The 19355-nt window shown below is 67.6% G+C and carries 9 protein-coding genes and 7 pseudogenes; 7 read left to right on the forward strand and 9 right to left on the reverse strand.

Annotation, left to right across the window (positions count from 1 at the left end; translation table 11 throughout):
* Positions 1-124: 124 nt before the first annotated feature.
* Together B4N89_RS46405 and B4N89_RS46410 are read right to left on the reverse strand one after the other, a co-directional pair.
* On the reverse strand, positions 125-1282 hold the full coding sequence (locus B4N89_RS46405; RefSeq protein ID WP_078982749.1) for a helix-turn-helix domain-containing protein: 1158 nt from the start codon (positions 1280-1282) through the stop codon (positions 125-127).
* Positions 1283-2116: 834 nt separating this feature from the next.
* A pseudogene (locus B4N89_RS46410) lies at positions 2117-3555 on the reverse strand (IS701 family transposase).
* Positions 3556-3638: 83 nt separating this feature from the next.
* Here B4N89_RS46410 and B4N89_RS52435 point away from each other — a divergent pair.
* Positions 3639-3860, forward strand: a pseudogene (locus tag B4N89_RS52435) (transposase); the annotation flags it as partial.
* Between the two features lie 129 nt (positions 3861-3989).
* On the opposite strand, the gene B4N89_RS46415 reads toward B4N89_RS52435, so the two are convergent.
* Both B4N89_RS46415 and B4N89_RS46420 read right to left on the reverse strand, forming a co-directional pair.
* Positions 3990-4307, reverse strand: coding sequence for an integrase core domain-containing protein (locus B4N89_RS46415; RefSeq protein WP_078982750.1), 318 nt, complete (start codon positions 4305-4307; stop codon positions 3990-3992).
* Positions 4308-4406: 99 nt separating this feature from the next.
* Positions 4407-5711 (reverse strand): annotated as a pseudogene (locus B4N89_RS46420) (IS30 family transposase).
* Here B4N89_RS46420 and B4N89_RS53685 point away from each other — a divergent pair.
* Positions 5593-6138 (forward strand): integrase core domain-containing protein, encoded by a 546-nt coding sequence (locus B4N89_RS53685; protein ID WP_414646491.1) that lies wholly within the window; start codon positions 5593-5595, stop codon positions 6136-6138. The pseudogene B4N89_RS46420 and the gene B4N89_RS53685 overlap by 119 nt on opposite strands.
* Before the next feature lie 1046 nt (positions 6139-7184).
* On the opposite strand, the gene B4N89_RS46440 is transcribed toward B4N89_RS53685, so the two are convergent.
* Together B4N89_RS46440 and B4N89_RS49445 are read right to left on the reverse strand one after the other, a co-directional pair.
* Entirely contained in the window at positions 7185-8729 is a 1545-nt protein-coding gene (locus tag B4N89_RS46440) for a tetratricopeptide repeat protein (RefSeq protein ID WP_235619394.1), read from the reverse strand.
* A gap of 146 nt (positions 8730-8875) precedes the next feature.
* Positions 8876-10615 carry a DddA-like double-stranded DNA deaminase toxin gene (locus tag B4N89_RS49445; protein WP_143658454.1) on the reverse strand — a complete coding sequence of 580 codons (1740 nt, stop codon included), beginning with the start codon at positions 10613-10615 and terminating at the stop codon, positions 8876-8878.
* Here B4N89_RS49445 and B4N89_RS46455 point away from each other — a divergent pair.
* Positions 10500-11686: pseudogene (locus B4N89_RS46455) on the forward strand (IS701 family transposase). The gene B4N89_RS49445 and the pseudogene B4N89_RS46455 sit on opposite strands and share 116 nt — an antisense overlap.
* Positions 11687-11861: 175 nt before the next feature.
* Here the strand turns inward: B4N89_RS46455 and B4N89_RS46460 are convergent.
* Positions 11862-12865 (reverse strand): annotated as a pseudogene (locus B4N89_RS46460) (IS5 family transposase).
* A gap of 240 nt (positions 12866-13105) precedes the next feature.
* Here B4N89_RS46460 and B4N89_RS46465 point away from each other — a divergent pair.
* A pseudogene (locus tag B4N89_RS46465) lies at positions 13106-13339 on the forward strand (helicase associated domain-containing protein); the annotation flags it as partial.
* A gap of 106 nt (positions 13340-13445) precedes the next feature.
* On the opposite strand, the gene B4N89_RS46470 reads toward B4N89_RS46465, so the two are convergent.
* On the reverse strand, positions 13446-14627 hold the full coding sequence (locus tag B4N89_RS46470) for a methyltransferase domain-containing protein (RefSeq protein ID WP_078982754.1): 1182 nt from the start codon (positions 14625-14627) through the stop codon (positions 13446-13448).
* A 448-nt stretch (positions 14628-15075) separates the two neighbouring features.
* Here B4N89_RS46470 and B4N89_RS49450 point away from each other — a divergent pair, with 448 nt between their 5' ends.
* The 3 genes and pseudogenes from B4N89_RS49450 to B4N89_RS46480 all read left to right on the forward strand — a co-directional run bounded on the left by B4N89_RS49450 (position 15076) and on the right by B4N89_RS46480 (position 17650).
* Positions 15076-15279, forward strand: a complete 204-nt coding sequence (locus B4N89_RS49450; protein ID WP_143658455.1) for a hypothetical protein — start codon at positions 15076-15078, stop codon at positions 15277-15279.
* 390 nt (positions 15280-15669) lie between these two features.
* A pseudogene (locus tag B4N89_RS46475) lies at positions 15670-16585 on the forward strand (transposase); the annotation flags it as partial.
* Positions 16586-17011: 426 nt separating this feature from the next.
* Positions 17012-17650 carry a Maf-like protein gene (locus B4N89_RS46480; protein ID WP_143658457.1) on the forward strand — a complete coding sequence of 213 codons (639 nt, stop codon included), beginning with the start codon at positions 17012-17014 and terminating at the stop codon, positions 17648-17650.
* A 556-nt stretch (positions 17651-18206) separates the two neighbouring features.
* Here B4N89_RS46480 and B4N89_RS46485 read toward each other — a convergent pair.
* The gene (locus B4N89_RS46485; RefSeq protein WP_078982756.1) at positions 18207-18770 is read right to left on the reverse strand and encodes a hypothetical protein; all 564 of its coding nucleotides are present in this window, start codon (positions 18768-18770) and stop codon (positions 18207-18209) included.
* Between the last annotated feature and the right edge of the window lie 585 nt (positions 18771-19355).

A 19355-nucleotide genomic window follows, 5' to 3' on the forward strand; every position in this document is an offset into this window, starting at 1 on the left:
AAAAACGCGAAACCCCCAGGCCAGACCCCCACAGCCTCCACCCGGACAACCCCGAAACGTTCTCATCCGACCTGCAACACCCCAGCCCACACCACCGTCCACACACCAACCACCACCCCCGGAATCACAGGAGGGCCTCGATCCGGCGGACGGCGTTGCGGGCGGCTGCGATCAGTCCGGACGAGTGGAACAGTCCGGCTCTGGCTGCGGCGGTCAGGCCGTGGCGCAACCAGCTGCCGTTCGAGTGGAATCCGTGGTCGGTACCGCGTCGGTCCGCGAGGACGCGGAGCATGGGCCAGTTCCGCATGCGAACGGCCAGTGCGCCGAGGGCGTAGACGTGGTCCAGGACGGTGATCCACAGATCGGCTGCGGAGACGGGGGTGTTCGGGATCGTGGTGTGCAGGTTCTCGCCGAGGCTGTAGACGCCGAGCAGGGCGTCCACGCCTTCCAGGGCCCAGCGCTCGCGCTTGTATGTCATGCCGATGGCCGTCAGGGAGGCCACGCGGCCCAGGAGGGTGGGGAGTTCGTCCGGTGTCGTCCGCAACACCTCGATTGCCTGGGTGGGGACGGTGAGCACGAATCGCCGTAGGGGGATGTCGTCGTCGGCGCGCAGATATTCCAGGATCGACGCGTCGAAGACCTCCTGGTCCAGTTGCCAGGTCAGCGCGGTGGTCGGCCGGTCGCGCACACTCGCGGCCGACTTCCCGAGGGCGGCCTGTGCGGCGAGTTCCCGGGAGAGTTCGCGTCTCCACTCCTCCTTGTGCGCGCCGATGGCGCGTCGCCAGATCCTGGCGACGTCGCCTTGGTCCCAGCGCTCGCTGGAGGTGCCGTGGCGGACGAAGACGTCCCCGGGAAGGAAGACCGTCCTGGAACGCTTGCCGTCCTGATAAGCCCCTTCGCTCTTGAACACGCAACATCCGTCCGGGCTGGGCGCGACGTAGATCAGGACGAGCCAGTTGCCGTCGATGGCGTGCCAGGCACTTTGGATGACGACCTCGGGTATGTACATCTGCAGCTTGGGGTGGAGCTTGGCCTCGTCGAACGTGGCGGCGTGCCGCTCGGTGAGCAGACCGGTGGAAATCCCGTGGTCGGCGCCGATGACGAGGTAGCCCCCCTCGTCCAGCGCCTGCATGGCCGCCACGTCCTTGGTGATGTCGACGAGATCGCGCTTCTCGGCGAGATCGAGGGTGCCCTTGTAGTCGAGCGCCGGCTGCTCGACGCCCTCGGCCAACACCTCCCGAAGCTTCTCGACCGAGACCACCGGCTCCACGACAACGGCCACGCGCGCTCCCAGAATTCGCCGGCGGGGCAAACACCGTAGCCGTCCCGCAAGCGCCATGACCGACCCTTCCCGGAAGTCCTCATTCCGCCGCAACGAGCGAAGCGGGCCTGCGACGTGTGAGGCGAGGACGATCTGCACGAGCAACGACCGCCGGAGGAGGACGGGCCAAACGCACATGCGGGCTGTTCACCGACATCGGCCGTGGAAGCGATCCCGGCCCGTCGCGGGCACCGCGATCAGTCAGGCTTGCGCCACACGTTCGCGGCGCTCACCAGGTTCCCCCTATGGCCGGCACGGCCCGAATTCGCCGGTCGGGCCGCACGCAACGACCGAAGCACCCGGGATCCTGCGGAAGTCGGCGAGGGAATGCGGCCGGAGTACGCGGGCACGGTGGACGTTGGCCGAGCGGGAGCGTGCCAAGGCCGAGGAGTTGACGGCGTCGGGCTTCGGGCGGGTGTCGCGGACGACGGTGCAGCACATGCGCGGCCGGTATCGGCGGCAGGGATTGTGGGGGCTGGTCGACCACCGCACGACGCGTGCCGCCGGCGGGGTGGGACGGACCGATGCGCGGGTCGTCGCTGCGGTCGAGGACGTGCTCCGAGGGCGCCGGGGCGTTCCAAGGGGACCGTCAAGGGCCTGATGCCGTTGGTCGCGAAGGTCCTCGAGGACCGGCACGGTGATGCGGTGGCGATGCCGTCGCAGGCCACCTTCCACCGACTCGTCCGTGAACTCGCCCGGCCCGCCGACCATCCGGGGCGTCCCGTCCAACTCCCTGTTCTGCCAACACCTTCCGGGATACACCGGCTCCGACGCCGGCCGGCGCGGCGAAGACGCTTACCGGTGGTTTGTTAGACCGGGATGTAGAGGCCGATAGGTCTTCCTACGCCGAGGGCGTTGATCAGGTTCTGGAGTTCGGTGGGCGGGGGCTCGGTCGACCATGCCCGCCAGTAGCGTTGCAGCGTGGTCCAGGGCGTCAACCAGCCACGGACGGCCCGGATCGCTTGGGGCCAGGAGGCCGTTCGGGGCTGGTGGGACGTGGGAGTTCCCCCTCTCTGGGTGGTGCGGTTCCAACTCCTCGGCGTCCACGGACGGGGTGGGGGCGGGGCGAACCAGGCGTCCCAGCAGAACGAGAAGGCGCAGTTGACCAGGGTCTGGTGGCGTCGGATCGCGGTGTCGGAGCGGACTTGGAAGTCGGCCCAGCCGAGTTCGTCCTTGACCTGGTTGTAGCTCTGCTCGATCCAATGACGGATCCCGTGGATGCGCACGATCTCGGTGAGGTCGGCCGCGGAGTGCGGGCTTTCGTCCTCGCGGGGCCCGCCCGGGCGGGGCAGATTGGTGGCGAGGTACCAGGTGGCCTTGGCCGGCAGTGTCGCCGGGTCGGCGGTGGCCACCACCAGGCGTGTCGTCCCGTCCGGGCCCCACCACCCCAGCCTCGCGTCGGCGGCCCACCAGGTCTCGGTGTGGCCGTCCCGGAAGCGACGGATCACCGCGTTCCAGTCCCCGGGATCCTGCGGCCCGCCCCAGGTCGGGACGCGGGCGGCGTCGACGGGAGTATGGGCCTGGTTGCCCCGGGTCCAGATCCCGTGGCGCGGCTTCAACGCCAGCACGAACGGCATTCCGGCGTCCGAGAGTTCGCTGCGGAAGCCGTCCTGGTCGCCGTAGGCGCAGTCTGCGGCGACCGCCCGAAAGGACGCCCCGGCCTGCTTGGCTTCGCGGGCCAGGGCGGCCCCGATCCGCAGTTTCGTGCGGAAGTCGGGGTCGTTCCTGCCCTGTGGGAGGTGGTGGGCCGGGGTGTAGGGGACGGCGTGCAGGGGGTAGTAGAGGCGCTCGTCCGCCCAACACGTGGTCACGGTGACGACGCCGCGGTCGATCTTGCCGACCGATCCCAGGTACTGCTTGCCGACGTGCGCGGTCGCCGTGCCGTCCTTGCGGTCGCCGGAGTCGTCGATCACCAACACCCCGCCCGCGTGCGGCGCGGTCGCCGGATCCGCCAGTAACAGCTCCACGCGACGGGCGTTGATCCGCTCGTGGTCCCAGGTGGACTCGGACAGGAAGAACTGCAGCCGCTGTACCGCCGGATGTTGTGCACCGACCACGGGTTCCGTACCTGCCAGGCAGGTCAGCGTCTTGTTGCGGTCCCTCGGCAGCAACAGCCCGGCCATGTACTCGCGAAACCCACGCCGTTGTGCCAACGTCGAGAACAGGTCGTCGAACCGCGCGGCGTAGGCCTCCAGCGGCCCCGGCGCAGGCGGACAGGGCACACGCTTGGTCATCGCAACCCCCGAGGCGCAGGCGACGTTCCCTCCTATCGGCATACCGCGACCCTGACCCGCTGTCAACAAACCACCGGTAGCGTGAGGCGTGCTTCAGCGTTGCCCGGTTGCGGGACCTGCTCGACGAATGGCTCGTGCACCGGCACCACCGCCCCCACGATGGGCTGCGACATCCGGTTATGCCGAGGGTCGCGTCGACGCCGAACCGGATGTGGGCCGCCCTGGTCGCGACCTGCGGGTACGTACCGGTACCACTGAGCCGCGGCGACTACCTCGAACTGCTGCCGGTGCGATGGCAGGCAGTACTCGTCGAGTGCGGCGCGTTCCCCGCACGGCTCGGCACACGCGAACCATTCAAAGAGTTGATCGCCGGCGTGGAAACCGCCCTCGACCCGAAACACACACCGCGCCGGGGCGCTCCCCCGTCTCGCCGCCTATCTCCACCACCGCACCGCCGGACGGATCGGCAGCCTCACCCGCCTCATCCGCCAAGCCGCCATCACCGCGATCGATGAACCGCCCCGGGTCTGATGGAGATCCCAGATGGTTGCTGTGACCTGGGGTTTTGCGGTTTCCTGGTAGTAGTTGGCTTCGTATTCGACAGGTGGCAAGTGGCCCGTCTTACCGTGGAGTCGGCGGTGGTTGTACCAGTCGACCCGTTCGGCGGTGCCGAGTTCGGCGTGGGAGAGGGTCTTCCATGGTCGTCGGGGTTCGATGAGTTCGGTCTTGAACGGGGCAATGACGGGCTCCATCAGGGCGTTGTAGAGGCGTCGCCGACCGAGCCGATGGAGGCGGTGATGCCCGCCGCGTCGAGGTGTTCGGCCAGGCGAAACGATGTGTATTGCTTGAGTTCAAGGGGTCGTTGCAACACCGCTTCCTTGCAGGGAGCGTAGATGATCGTTGAGGGCCTCGGCGGGAGTTCGCCAGTTGAGTGTCTTGCGGGGCCGGTTGTTGAGTGCGGCGGCGACAGTCTCGAGTTCGTCGGCGTTCCAGCGGGACAGGTCGGTGCCCTTGGGGAAGTACTGGCGTAGCAGGCCGTTGGTGTTCTCGTTGGTGCCGCGTTGCCATGGGCTGTGCGGGTCGGCGAAGTAGACCCGCATTCCGGTGTCGATGCGGAGTCGGACGTGCTGGGCCAATTCCTTGCCGCGGTCCCAGGTCAGCGAGCGACGCAGTTGTTCGGGGAGCGTGGTGATCGTGGCGGCGATCGCGTCCTTGACGGCCTCGGCGCCGCGGCCGGCCAGGGCGGGGCCGTTCTTCGCCCGGGATTCGAGGCCGTAGCCGTCCATGCGCGGCAGGTGGAGCAGCATGGTGAACCGGGTCGTGCGTTCCACGAGCGTGCCGATCGCGGACCGGTCGGTGCCGATGATCAGGTCGCCCTCCCAGTGACCCCGGGACCACCCGGTCGGCGACTTCGGCGGGCCGCTCGCCGATCATCACGTCGGGGGTGACGTGTCCTGCCGGGCGTCGTCGTGAGCGGGCACGGGGAACACGCAGCGCCCGTCCGGTGCGCAGGCAACCGACCAACTCGCGCCGGAGGGCTTCGCGCCCCTGGACGTAGAGGGCCTGGTAGATCGCTTCGTGCGATATCCGCATGGAGTCGTCGTCGGGGAAGTCGGTTGCCAGGCGGCGGGCGATCTGTTCCGGGCTCCATGCCGTCGCCCACCTGCGGTCCTGCCGGCGCGGTTTGTTGCGGCCCTTCCACTGCACGGTCTCCGGCCCGGGTACCGGTGTTCCGTCGGGTCGGCGGAGCCGGCCCGAAAGGCGGTCCCGCACGTATGCGCGGAGTCGTTCGTTCGCGACGAGTTTGGCGGTCTTGGGGCGCCGCGCCACAAGTTCCGCCTTCCACTGCGCAACCGACGCCCGGTAATGCAGTTTTCCGCCGCGGGTGGCGGCGTTGCGGCGGGCTCCCGCGAGACGGTCGAGGGCGCGCGCCCCAGTCGACGGGCGATCTCCCGAACCCCGAAACCCTGGACCGTCAACAGCGCGATCTCCTCCCGCTCCTCGAACGACAGGTAGCGGCCCGACAGCGGGGTGGTCATGAACGTCGGCATCCCGCCACGTTCCCGGAACCATCGAGTGCCGGCCGCCTGCGACGCGCCGACCGCGACCGCGGCGTCCTCGCTGGTCAGCCCCCTGGCGACCTCACGCCAGAACAACCGCTCGACGTCACGACGAAGCGAGGGCTTCCCCGGCGACTTCATCGGCGCCCTGCCCGTCAACTCCCGCATCCATCCGGCCGGCCTGCCCATCGACACCTCCACTATCGAGGCGTTGCGACGACCAGTTGAATCCACCAACTACACTTCGGACGAATACGCCCGAGTCCTGGATCACCTCGACATGCGTCAATCGGTCGGCCGCACCGGAGTGTGTTGGGACAATGCAATGGCCGAATCCTTCTTCGGCGCGCTGAAGAACGAATGCCTCAACCGCTACGTCTTCACGAGCCACGCGAAGGCGCGCCGCGAAGTTGTCAGATACATCGAAGGCTTCTACAATCGCCGACGAATCCACTCGGGCCTGGGATACCGCACACCCCTCGAAGCTCTGCGGGACCACGACGGACCCAGACTCGCGGCATAAAAGGACAACAAACAAGGCGTCCGGAAAACGCGGGGCCCCTCAGTCCTCGCCCGAGTCCCCCACCACCACCTCGCGCGGGCGCTCCCCCACTTCGAACGGCCCCGGGACGGGTACCCGGCCCGAACACCGGACGCCGTCGCGGCGACCGGGGCCGGCACCGCCGCGTGGCACCGCCCAGGCCCGTACGAACAACCCTCGTGAGCGTGCCTGTGGTGCACCCTGCGCCACACCGCCGGCGCCACCGCACGGGCACGGGTGTACCTGCCCGCCCATCGGGTGTGGTGCCCACGGCATGCGTGTTGGAGCACCGGCGGCCCCCAACCGCGACTCCTGGACACCCGCGGTGTGCCCGAACTCGCCCCCACACACCGGGAACACCGGCGGCTCCGACGCCGGCCGAACGCGAACACCGCCTACACGTGGGTACAGGCCATCGTCACCCGCCGCAACGACCACGAACTGTGTCTCACCGGCCGGTGGCAGGCGCGAGGACACCGCCTGGCCGCCTTCAACCCCGACCACACGACCACGCAAGGAAGTTCCTGGGAACTCACCGCCCGGCCCGTGATCGTCCATCCCGAAACGGTCACCCTCGCCCGCGTCCTCGCTCGTACGCGCCTACCGGCAACATCCCGACCCGATCGACACCCGGCCGTGACTGCTTTCCTCGAACACACCGCCCACACACTCGAACTCGGCCGCCTCATGCCCGGACCCGACGACCTTTTACGGTCCTGGATCCGCCACTACACCCGGTGCTGAAAGAGGCCCGCCACCTGGGCCGGTCCCCCCGATCGCCCGGCAAACAGGGCGGGCAACCACCGCCCTATGGCATCCCCATCCCAACTGCACAAAATCTCGATGCATCCCACAACACCCGCGAAACCCGATACAAGTGAGAAAACCCCAGCCCACCCGAACACCCCACCCGCACCCGAAACCACACCCACCAACCCCACGCCCGGAACAACCATCCCGACACACCTGCGAAACCCCACCCCACACCACCCCACAACCAACGACCACTCACACCTCGACAGGCAACCTCACGGGGGACCCCAGTAATTCTTCGGCCTCGGAGTGATGTCACGCTCGTGCCAAGTGGTGACGGCCTCCTCGACCCGTCCCACACGGACCAGCAACGAGGCCAGGGTTGCAACGTCCCACTCATTCCTGCTCTCTGTCGTCAGGATCCCGATGGCCTCGTCAAAGTGCCCCGTGAACGTCAGGAAATCGACCAGCCGGCCCCTCATGTTCACGGTGTCGACGTCCGGACGCGCGCGCACTTCGGCAATGGCCTGGTCGGTACGGCCCAGCTCGCCGAGCAACCAGACATGCAGGCCGAACAGTTCGACCGACATGTCGCCGACCGCAGCCAGACCGTCGACGATCTCCAGGGCCTCTTGCGCCCGCCCACGCTCGACCAACCGGATGAACAGCGACTGCAGGACCCAAGCCTCGTAGTACGCCAGCCCCGGCTCCGGGCGCAGCAGTTCGACCGCCTCATCGACGCGATCGTGCCGGAACAGGATCTCCGCCGTCCGCACCGTGGGGTTCGGATCGCCGGTCGCGACGAACGGTCGCAGGGCATCGACGGCGTCGTCCACGCGGCCCTGTTCCTCCAGGAGGACGGACAGGCGCGAGGCCGCGTGTACTCCGCCAGGTCCGTCGGCGAAGTCCCGCAACTGGGCCTCCCGAGCGTGGCGTGCCAGGGTTTCGGCGTACTGCTGGACCACGTTGACCGACCCGTTGGGGTGGTGGACGCGGGTGGCCAGCAGGGCTAGGGCCTCGTCGACGCGGCCCTGACGCTCCAACACCTCGGCGGGCAGACCCACGACGGCCGGGAGTTCCCCGAACGGCGGCTCGGCGGGCACCGTGGGCAGCAGGGCCAACACCGTGTCGTCACGGCCGCAACCGGCGGTCAGGTCGACCAACTCCCGGGCACGGAACGTGTCCGTGGTGTGCGGGGCCAGAACCGCGATTACCTCGTCTATCCGACCCTCGCCGGCCAACAGCCCTGCCAGCCGCGCGATCGCAGACCGCTCGCCGCGCTCCGCCGCCGGGCGAACCAGGGCAATCGCCTCGGCCGTGCGTCCCCACCCGACCAGGTGCTCCGCGACCGCTTCCACCGCCACCCACCAACCGGTATCCGCGAACGGGGCCAGCACTCCCAACGCCGCGTCCCGCTCACCCCGCGCGGCGAGCACCGACGCCCACTCCCGGGCGCAACACCAATCCCCTCTCCGCGCCTGGCGACGGACCTCGTCGAGGTGGCCGCATTCGACCAACGCCGACACCACCTTCTGCGGCAACCACGGGTCGAGGGCACGAAGACGACGATCGAGCTCGGCAATGTTATCCACACCACGAAACCGTAGCGGTCTACGCCGAACGATCCACATCGGCATCCGCACTTGTGGCGGAGGGGCACGGCCAGGCTCCATCGAGCCATGGAACCGAACCAGACGGAGAGCACTTCGGACCCGTGAACGAGCCGCGTCAAATACGCTCGCCTCGCAGGCCGTCGACGACCGCTCTCCCACCGCGCCAGAACCGATGACCGGCAGGCAGCCACCGTCGGATTCCGTCACAGGGTTCCTTGCTTCAGCTCTTGCGACTCACCATGCAGCGAGCCTTGACCGGCCATGGCCCAAATTGTCCCAGCGCTGGCCGTCAGACCACCCAGTCAACGATGTGGCGCGCCGGCCCGGCACATCGGAACAGGATCCGCGTCACCCTAATTGGTTGTTCGTTTCGATACGATCGGCTGTGATACCAGCTTCCCATTGCGATCTCTATACCACACTCGAAGCGTCGAATTCATGGGAAGGATGTATGGGACGACTTGCATGCACCTGAGGCTCCCCTCTTCACCACAGGGCCCATTACGGTTGTTAATGATGACATCCACATGCATAGGATCGGCATTTTTAGTGCGATTGGACCACATTCGATAGGCAACCTTCGCCTCCACGTGAGAAGAGGTGGCAACGTCCCCCAACCGGCGATTGGGATGATCGAACTCCATCGTTACCCTGAGAAGATCATTGACTAGTCTATACTCATAATTTTGCGAGCTGTCAATTCGTTCACTAAGTTCCTTTCCGTTGCCATCGACAATTACCCCGTGAGTCTCGCCTTCATCGTTTACTCGAACGGGAAGGCTATCCGCAATTTCCTCGTACTTTTTGCGAGCGCTGTCGGTGAGTTTTCCGTCTTCACAGTTATGAACCAGAACAGACGTGGCACCCGCAAGCACGTGGTACGTGTGGTCCGTGTCGACGGTCAGGTCGTGAGTGCGCTGGTGCTTGGTATAGACCCGAACGGCAGAAACTTGAACCCAGGTACCTGAGGCGGTTTGGAGCCACTGGCCGGGGTTGAGGTCACCCGCGTTGACCCACTGCTTCAGATCTGGAACCCAGAACGGGTGATTCGTGGTGGCAATTACCGAGGCTTCGCCCTGGTCGTCTTTGACCGTGATTTCGGCGAATTCTTTGTCGTCTTCAGTGGTGATGGAGGCAAGAACAGTGCGAGGCTTGTTTTCCCCGGTCTCAGGATCAGTCGAAGAAACCGTGTCACCGGGCTCAATTTCCTGGATCGGCTTCGTAGACCCGTCGGCCATCAGAACTTCCGTGTCCGGAATGAAGCTGTGGCATTTTTTCCCACCCCCACCGCGGAAGGGAAGCCAATCTCCTCGCCAGAAGCCCGACGAGCAGATATAGAACCCACCCGACTTGCAGCGATCCCATGTGGTTTCCGCCAGATCGACCAGCGATTCAGCGATTGCCTTCGCGCGTATCGTGGCTTGGTAGGCGGCAATCGCGCCCAGGATGGCGGCTTCACCGAGCATCATCTGGGGGTCGTCACCCTGCTTCCGTCCTCCGCTCTGATAGGAGACAGTCCGGACAGGGTTGCTGCCCTTTCGCTTGGCAGTTTCCGTGGTCCGATGCTGCGCCTTCTTTTGCCTCTTGTCCTCGCCGGCGGCCGCTCCCATGGCTTCGCCAATGCTGAAGAGGCCTGAAGGGTCGCTGATTGTCGCCGGGTTGTTGCCTGCGTAGGTGTAGCCGTGCATTTGTTGGTTGTCCGTGAGGTCCATCACGGGGTCGACACTGATGAAGCGGCCGAGGGCGGGGTCGTATTCGCGGGCACCGACGTGGGTGAGGCCGGTGGCGTCCATCGGTTTGCCAAGGAAGCCCTTGTCGTCGGGCCATTGGCCGTTGTCCTGAGTGGGTTGGGCGCCGCGGGGTTCGCCGAAGGGTTTGGACTGGCGGCGGGTTGCGGTCAGCGTGGTGGCGTCGAGGGTGCTAGTACTGCAACGGTCTTTCCCGTGACGGTTCGTCTGCGCGGTCGTTGATGTGGTTATGGGTGGGGTCGTTGATGATGTGCGTGAGTGGGCCGGGGAGTTGGAGCGGGTGCACGGGGATTTCGTGCATCGTTTCGGGCGGGCGGAGCCGCGGGAGAGCGCGCTTGCGTACATGCGCGGGTTGGTCGCGCCGTTGGAGCGCAAGAACGGGTGGACGCTCGCGGAGGAGGCCGGCCACGGCGGGCCGGATCGCATCCACAGGTTGCTGAACCGGATCGATTGGGACGCCGACGCGGTGCTGGACGACGTGCGCGGCTACGTCGTCCAGCACCTCGGCGACCCGGAGGCCGTGCTGATCGTGGACGACACCGGGTTCCTGAAGAAGGGCGTGCGATCCGCGGGGGTGCAGCGTCAGTACTCGGGCACCGCCGGACGGACGGAGAACTGCCAGGTCGGGGTGTTCCTGGCCTACTCGGCCCCTCGTGGGCGCACGTTGATCGACCGCCGCCTCTACCTCCCGGTGTCGTGGACGGACGACCCGCAGCGCTGCCGGGAGGCCGGCGTCCCGGAGGGGATCGCCTTCGCGACGAAGACGGCGACGGCGCGGGCGATGGTCGCCCGCGCCGTGGCCGACGGGATCCCCTTCCGGTGGGTGACCGCGGACGCCGGTTACGGCTACAGCAAGAGTTGGCGTTCGGAGTTGGAGCGCGCGGACGTCTTCCACGTGATGGCGACCACCCGTCACGACACGGTCGTCACCCGTTGGGCGCTCGACCACCCGGTGGCCGATCTGTTCCAGGGGTTGCCGCGGCAGAAGTGGAAGCGCCGATCGTGCGGCGACGGCGCCCACGGACGCCGCGTCTACGACTGGGCGAGGGTGGAGGTTCGCCCCTGGCACCGTCCCGACCGCAGACACTGGGTGATCGCTCGCCGCAGCGTGAAGCGTACCGACGAGATCACGCACTACATCGCCTACTGCCCCGCCGAGACCACGTTGGACGAGCTCGTGCGTGTCGCGGGCAGCCGCTGGGCGGTGGAGGAGTGCTTCCAGAGCGCGAAGCAGGAATGCGGCCTGGACGACTACCAGGTCCGCCGGTACGACGGTTGGCACCGCCACATGACGCTCGCCATGGCCGCACACGCCGCGCTCACCGTCGCCCGCGCCCACGATCTCGACGACACCGGGAAAGCAGAAACGGATCCTCCCACCTCGTCCCCTCAGCCTCTCCGAGATCCGACGCCTGATCCACCGCCTCACCCACCGACAACCCGCCCCAATCGACCACGTCCTCCACTGGTCACACTGGCGACGACGACGCCAACACCAGGCCCACGTCAGCCATTACAAACGACGAGGCGACCCACTCCCACCCTGACGGACAAACACCGTTGCAGTACTAGGCCGTGTATCCAGTTGAGATCAACAGGTGCTCCGGCTGAGTTCCTTGAGCCAGATCATTGCGGCGCGAAGGTGGAGACCGGCAAGGTAGCTCTCGGGGGTCTTGTCATAGCGGGTCGCGATGCCTCTCCATGCCTTCAGCTTGTTGATCAGGCGCTCGACGGTGTTCCGTTCCTTGTAGAGGTCGGCGTCGTGGCCGACGGGCCGCCCGCCCCTGCTGCCTTTCCTTTTGCGGTTGGCGGCTTGGTCACGCTTTTCCGGGACGACCGCCTTGATGCGGCGTTTCCGCAGGTGGGCACGGTTGCCGCGGGACGAGTAGGCCTTGTCCCCGGCGACCGCGTCGGGCCGGATGCGCGGCCGCCCGACGGGCCCGCGCACCCGTATTCTCCCGAGGACGGGGACGAACTGCGGGCTGTCGGCGGCCTGTCCCGCGGTCACGACGAACGCCAACGGGCGGCAGTTCCGGTCGCAGGCGAGGTGGATCTTCGAGGTCTGCCCGCCCCTTGAGCGTCCGAGCAGGGCGGCCCTCAGCCGGATCCGGTGCCGGCGCCGGACACGTCGTCGTTCCTCCCGGTCCGGGTCGATTCCTGCCCCGTTCCCGTCTTGTTCCTCCGGGTCGCCCCTTTTTGCCGGGCCTTCTCCTCCTCGGCGGCAGCCTTCTCCAACGCGACGAGCGTCTCGGGGTCGAGACGCAGCCCGGCGGCGTCGTGATGCGCCCGGACGGTGGTCGAGTCCACGCTCACCAACGACAGGTCCACCTCGCCTCGTTTCGCCGCCTCCGCGATCAGGCCCTCCAACAGGGCCTCGAAGACACCGGCGTCCCGCCACTGCCGGAAACGGTTGTGGACGGTGGGCCACGCACCGAACCGCTCCGGTATCTCACGCCACTGCGCACCTGTCCGAAACTTCCAGATCACGCCCTCGAACTGCTGCCGCAGCCGCTCGGGATACGGACCGTACGCACCGATCGGCAGGTACGGCCCGATGAACTCCCACTCCACGTCCGTCAGTTGCCTTCGCGTCACAACAACACGATCTACCAGATCACGACCGCCCTGACGACGAATCCCACAGATTGATCACAACTCGATACAGGGCCTAGCGCTCTTGGGCACGCCACGACAGCAGTCCGGTCACCCCATGACAGCCAAGAATCTTGCGATCAGACCGACAAAGCCCAGCTCAACAACGAGAAACCGGACCCGGAACCGCTGCCGGCAACCCGCTGACACCAACCCGCACACTCACAGGGCGCGTGGGAGACGGCGTTCGCCGCGGCCGTCGCCTACCGCGAACGTGAAGGGGACCTCGAAGTACCCCGCGCACACGTCGAAACCGTGACGATGGAGACCGCGACCGGGCCCGGTGGTGGCGCGGGCGAGGGCGGCGGGGTCGTCGAGGTGCGGCTCGGCAAGTGGGTCAACAACCAGCGCACACGGCGGAGTTCGTTGAACGAGGAACGGGCGCGGCTCCTCACCGAACTCGGCATGCGCTGGTGAAATGTCGGCGGGGCGGTTGTGTCGGAGTGGCCGGGTGTGGAGGGAGCGGGGGAAGCCGGGCGCGGAATGGTCGCAAGGGCGTGACCTCGCGTGGCGCCGGGCGGCGTCAGGTCGTCGCGTGGTGGCCGATGTCGGCCAGGGGCCAGGTGGGGCCGGACGGGTGGTCGAACCACACATGTTGGGCGCCGTCCGGTTCGACGCGCAGGCCGAAGCGTTCGGGTCCGGGGCGGCCTTGGGCGGTCCAGCGTGCGTGGGTGTGTTCGATGTCGGCCCACACGTCGCCTTCGCCGTGCACGGTGACCGCGAAGGGCCCCTCGTTCCGGTCTCGGACATGGGCGACGTCTGCCCAGTTCGCTCCGGTGGCGTCGCTCACCCGCAGGGTGCAGCACCAATCCCCCGGCTGCGGGTCATGGGCGCGGGCGGTGAGGAAGCGGTATCCGGGCAGCGTGGCGCCGACGACGAACGCGGCCTCGGGCTCCTCCGGTTGCACCGCCCACGGTGCCAGATCCGACATACGCTCACGCGTTGGGGCATCGTGGTCCACGGTTGGCGGGCTCTCGTCGTACCCGGCCGCGGCGGCCCGCAACGGCATGAACGAGCCCAGGGGAGCGAACGGGCCCGTCGCTCCCCCGTCGTCGTCGCGGGTCAGGCGGGCGATGCCGTAGGACACCCACGGCGAGGTCCACGGGACCAGGAGCGTCCCATCGGGGCGGGTCTGCTCGACCCACGCGGGAGGGACGACATGCACGGAACACGTCGCGACCACCGCCGCGTACGGGGCGCGGGACGGGTGACCGAGGACGCCGTCGCCGGTGACGATGTACGGGTGTACGCCCGCGCGTTCGCACGCGTCGCGAGCCGCTCGGGCCAGGTCCGGGTCGATCTCGACACTGACCACCTCACGCCCGGAGGCCGCGCGCAGGAGGCAGGCGTTCCAGCCGGTGCCGGCGCCGATCTCCAGGAACGGGCCCGTGGTCGGGTCGAGCAGGTCGAGCATCGCCGCCACGACCGAGGGCTGCGACGCGGACGAGGTGGGCCAGTCCTCACGGCCAGGCGCGCCGTCCATCGCGGTGATCACCGGAACGTCGTCGTACGCGACGTCCCACCACGCCTTCTCGTCGACAGAGCGGTCCACGGGCCCGGTGTCGGTCCAGACGCGGTCCGGCAGGAACAGGTCCCGACGCACGGTCGCGACCGCTTCGTGCCACCGCGGGTCCAGGCCGGGAACCGCCGCCGCAACGGTGTCCGCGAGCCGTCGGGCATACGCGAGCGGGTCGTGCTTGGTCACTTGCCGTCCTTGGGGTCGTCCTTCTTGTGCCGCCCCGGCACCGGCGCCGGCTTCGAACCATCCGGACTCGGCTTCTGCTGACCGAAATCCTTGTCGCCCTCGTGCTCACCCATCGCACTGCCTCCCCCAGGCCGGACACGCGCTTGCTACGGAACGAGCATCCTCGCCCACATCACGTGATCGCAAGATCCTGAGAATGCGCGCACCCGAATCCCGCATCCGCATGGCGCGTTCGAGGTGTCTGAACCGATTGGAGAACCGCGGACGGCTGGCCGGTACTCGCACTCATCGAGCGAACCACCACCAGCGACACACTCATGCAGCGACCACAACACCCACCCACAACACCAAAGACATGCCGGTGTCGGTCGCCGCGTCGTTCGGCGATCATCGGCACGCAGGTGTCACGCCAGCACAGTCGTGCCATACCGAGGGAAGAAGGCTGTCGATGGCTGAGACGAACACCACCGCCGTACGCGGCGAACGCGTCGAACTGCCGAACACCCTCGCCGCGCCGCGCTGCCCGAACCGTGGCGCCGCATGCGACGCCGAGATCTACTCCATCCCCTCGACCAGATCCGAGCGCGAGTCGTTCCATGCGGGACTCCGCCAGCGCCATGGTGGACCCGGGTGCGTTCGGCCGCCGCCGTGACCACTGCGCCGCCGTTGCCCCACGACCGCACGCAGCAGATCCGAGAAACCGGGGGTCCACGGCGGTCGGGTCCGCGAGCGCGGCCTTCAACACGCGGACCGCGTCGACGGCGTGTGCGCACACCGGGGCCAGAGCCGCGCACACCCGGATCGCCGGGTCCCGGTCGTCGGGGAGATCGCGGACGTCTCAGCCCCACGCCCCCAGAGCCAACGTCACCACGGCGCACTCGCGTCGATCCGCGTCACCGGCGAGCCGCCAGCGCATGGTTCGACTTGCCGGCCGTGTGCGGTCGGCGAGGCCGGGTCCCAGGAGGAGGGCGACGATGGCGCCCAAGGCCGCCTCGCGCGCGAGCGAGTCGGGGTCGTCGACGAAACCGCCGACGGCTTCGGCGAATCGCCCGGAACGCGAGCACGGTCGAGCACCTACGCCGAGGCGATACGCCGCGCCTTGCCCGACGCGGTGCAGTGACCGACAGATGGCATTCATGGAGCAATCTCTGTGACAAGACACTCGCCGAGGTGCGATCCCACACCTCCTGCCGGACCACGGTCAACCCACCCCGCCCCGGCGGGGACCGCGAGCACACCACCCGCGAACACCGGCACCAGGTCCACGACCTGCTCGGCAAGGGCGTTGGCCTGCTCGAATGCGCCCGCCGGCCGAACGTCTCCCCGAACACCGTCAAGCGGTACGCGCGCATACGTGAACCAGAGTCCCTGCGCCGGGCGCCGCGCTACCGGCCGACGCTGGTCGACCCCTACCGCGACCACCTGCGTGCACGCCGTGCCGCCGACCCCGCCGTCCCCGTCCAACAACTCTTCCGCGAGATCCAGAAGCAGGGCTACACCGGAAGCCTCAACCTCCTCCACCGCTACATCACCCAAGGACGGGCCGAGGGCAACCGGCCCGTCACCACCCCACGGCGCTTCGCCCGACTCCTGCTCACCCGCCCCGACAACCTGCGCGACAAAGACGCCGAACTGCTGACCGAACCAACGGCTGCATGCGCCGAGATTACTGAACTCGCAGGCCATATAAAGACGTTCGCCGGGCTGCCGGCGCCGACCGCCGGACACGAGACCGAACTCACCGCATGGATCGCAGCCGTCCGCGCGTCCGACTGCCTCACCTGCACGCCTTCGCCAACGGCCTCGAACTCGACCGCGCGGCAGTCGACGCGACCCTCACCCTGCCCCACCACAACGGCCGCACCGAAGGCGTCAACACACGGACCAAACGCATCATGCGGCAGATGCACGGACGAGCCGGATTCGACCTCCTCCGCCACCGCATCCTCCTCCCGTGACCATCACACTGAGCTACCACCGGAAGTGAGGCAGACCCGTTCGATTTACAGACCCGCGCCGGTTCGAAGCGATCTCCCCGCAGGGTGACGACTTGTCTTGGTCGCCGTGGAAGTGCGTGCTGCCTACGCCTGTTCGGCGTTGCTGTCACGGCCGTGCCCTGGTAGCTTTTCGTGGCTATGCAGACTCGGGCTTGAGTGCCGGGTGTGACGGCCACTCGCTTGGTTGACCATGCGAACGAACTCGTAGTTCGAACGACACGTCAAGGCGCGGGCTTACCCCTATTTCCAGCGGCGCCAAGGCATGCATGCGTCGTGTTGCCGTTTCCGAAACGTCTGGTGGGACAGGTAATGGTTCATTCGTTCATCGCACACACGAGCCCGGGACGAAGCAGGGTATTCGCTCTCGTCAAGGATCCCCGCGATCGGTTGGAGGCGGTCACGACGCTGGGGGCGGGCGATCTCCATCTGACCGAGGAACTCGTCGATGCCCTCAACAGCTTCCTGGCCGACCGGGACGACACAGCTCTCCAAGCCATGTTGGACCGCGTTCCGAAACCGGTGTGTATGGCCGCGCGGCAGTATCTCAAGGACAAGTGCGCACCGAAAGTCGGAGCCTTCACCGAATGTGGGCCGATCGACATCGTTCGCACGGCCGTTTACTTCAGCCGGCTCGACGACGAGATCGAGGACTACCTCGACGGCGCCTACATGATCGGGCTCGGTATTCGTATGTCGAACGAGCGCGACAGTGATGGCGATATCGGTTGGGTGATCCAGTTGCGCAGCGACGAGGTCACCGTGCCGGCCAACGCCGAGCCGCGTACATGGGCGCTTCCCACAGAGGTGAAGCTTCTGGAAACCTGGACGAGCAAGCAGCCGCTTGACGACCTCGGACCCGTTCGCGGCGCGCTCAAGGTAGCCGGGGCCGCAAGCGCTGAGGGGCGTCGCGTCAGGGTCCATACGCTGCTTCACAGCGACAGGGACGTCGATTTCGAGGGCAACGGGACCTCGGAGTTCGTTGTCGACGTCTTCGACGCACCGATCCCACACGATTCGGAAGAGTAGGTGAACGCCTCAGCCGCACCAGCCGGCGCAGCCCGCAAGCCCCCGCGCAGGCTCCCGAGAGACTCGAGCCGACGAGGGGTTCACGACCAGGTGCGCGTCGTCGCTTTCCACGTGCTCGAGGTGGCGGCGTCGCCGGGCACCGGAACATCGGTCACGGGAAAGGTCATCACCAACGACACCGACACCGGGCGCGCCGCCCCGTCGTCCGAAAGCGGGAACCTGCGCGGCCGGGGGCGAGCCCCGACTGGGGAACCGCGCCGAACACGGTCCGAGTCCGCATCCGTCCGGGGCGGCGGAATGCGGGTGGATGCGCGGTTGCCGTTGTCGAACAGGCACGGAGGTCACCGCGTGACGGCTGTTCGTGACGCCGACGCGGGTCGCGAACGACGGTGCCGAGGCGAATCGGGCAAACCCGACCTGTGACACCGGACTTGGGATCTGCGCGGTCATCGAGGTGTCCGCCGGTGCCCGTAGACCAGGATGGCGAGCGGTGCGGGCGGGCGGTACATCCGACCGGGCGCCTTCACGGGGGACGGATGCCGACGTTCGGCACCGGTCAGACTGTTGGCCTTGCTCGTCCCAACAAGCCCACGTCACGCTGTTGAACGGCCTCGATCATCTCCAGATTGAAGTGGTAGACCAAACCGCCGAGCTGTCGCAGACGGGTTTCGAGGTCCGGGCGCAGCTGCCCTGCTCCTTTCCACAGGGCTTCCACCTCACGTCCGAGGTCCACGAAGGCCGCGCCGATCGTGTTGTCGAGCCGATCGCGCATTTCGGCGCCGTAGTAGCGCTGAACCAGGGCGAGGTTCCGGTTGATGCCGTCGTTCCACTCGAACAGCACCGCCCGGTACGCGTCCATGTGGGACTCGGCGAGCGCGCTGCGGGCTCCCGTGTTGGGTGGGGTGGCCTCGCCGGCAAGGAGCCGGAGCCGGTACAGCCGCTTGTCCAGGAGGCGGCTGATCTCCTCGAAGATCCGCAACGCGAGCTGCAATTCCTGGTCGGCGAGTTGGACGCGATACTGGTGCGCCCAGCTCTGTCGCTGGAAGAGGACCCCCAGCAGCCCGCCCAGCACCGTGGTCAGCAGGAAGCCGACCACGATCGGCATCACGTCCTTCCACACGACCGTCCCCGTCCCGAGCCGCCGCCGACAGGAACAATCAAAGCACCGGGCGGAACCGACGCGCAGGTCCATCCGAAATCGCATCGGTACCACGGCCACTCGCACGACGTCCCGACTTCGCCGCCGCGCCGGACGTCGATAGAGCCACCGCGCACCTGACGGCCGCCGCCGAACAGCTGGTCGCCGCGCACCGCCTGGTCCTCGGGGCTGCGGACGACGCGGCCGGGCGGACCGCGCTCCTACCCGGACTCGCCACGGTCGCCGAGGCGTTGACTGCGCTGATGCTCGACACCACCTGAGGCATCGGCCCGGCGGGTCGTCCAGGCCCGGCCGGGACGGCGGCGTGGTCGTGACGTACGTCATCGGGATCACGTAGCTTGACTCTGTCGGTGATCTTGGCAGATGGGACTCGACTGCCAAGCGTTCGCCAGGGCTTCGGCCGGGGGTGTCGTTGTGGTCCGGATGGGTCTGGAAGCGACGCAGAGGATTCCTCGTTTTCGGGGCGGCCGCTAAGGCTTCGACGTTGACCGCGATGGCTGTCAGCACGTGTTGCACATGGGCTTTCGATCGGCCGGGTTCAGGGAA

The organism is Embleya scabrispora, from assembly GCF_002024165.1.
GTDB lineage: Bacteria > Actinomycetota > Actinomycetes > Streptomycetales > Streptomycetaceae > Embleya > Embleya scabrispora_A.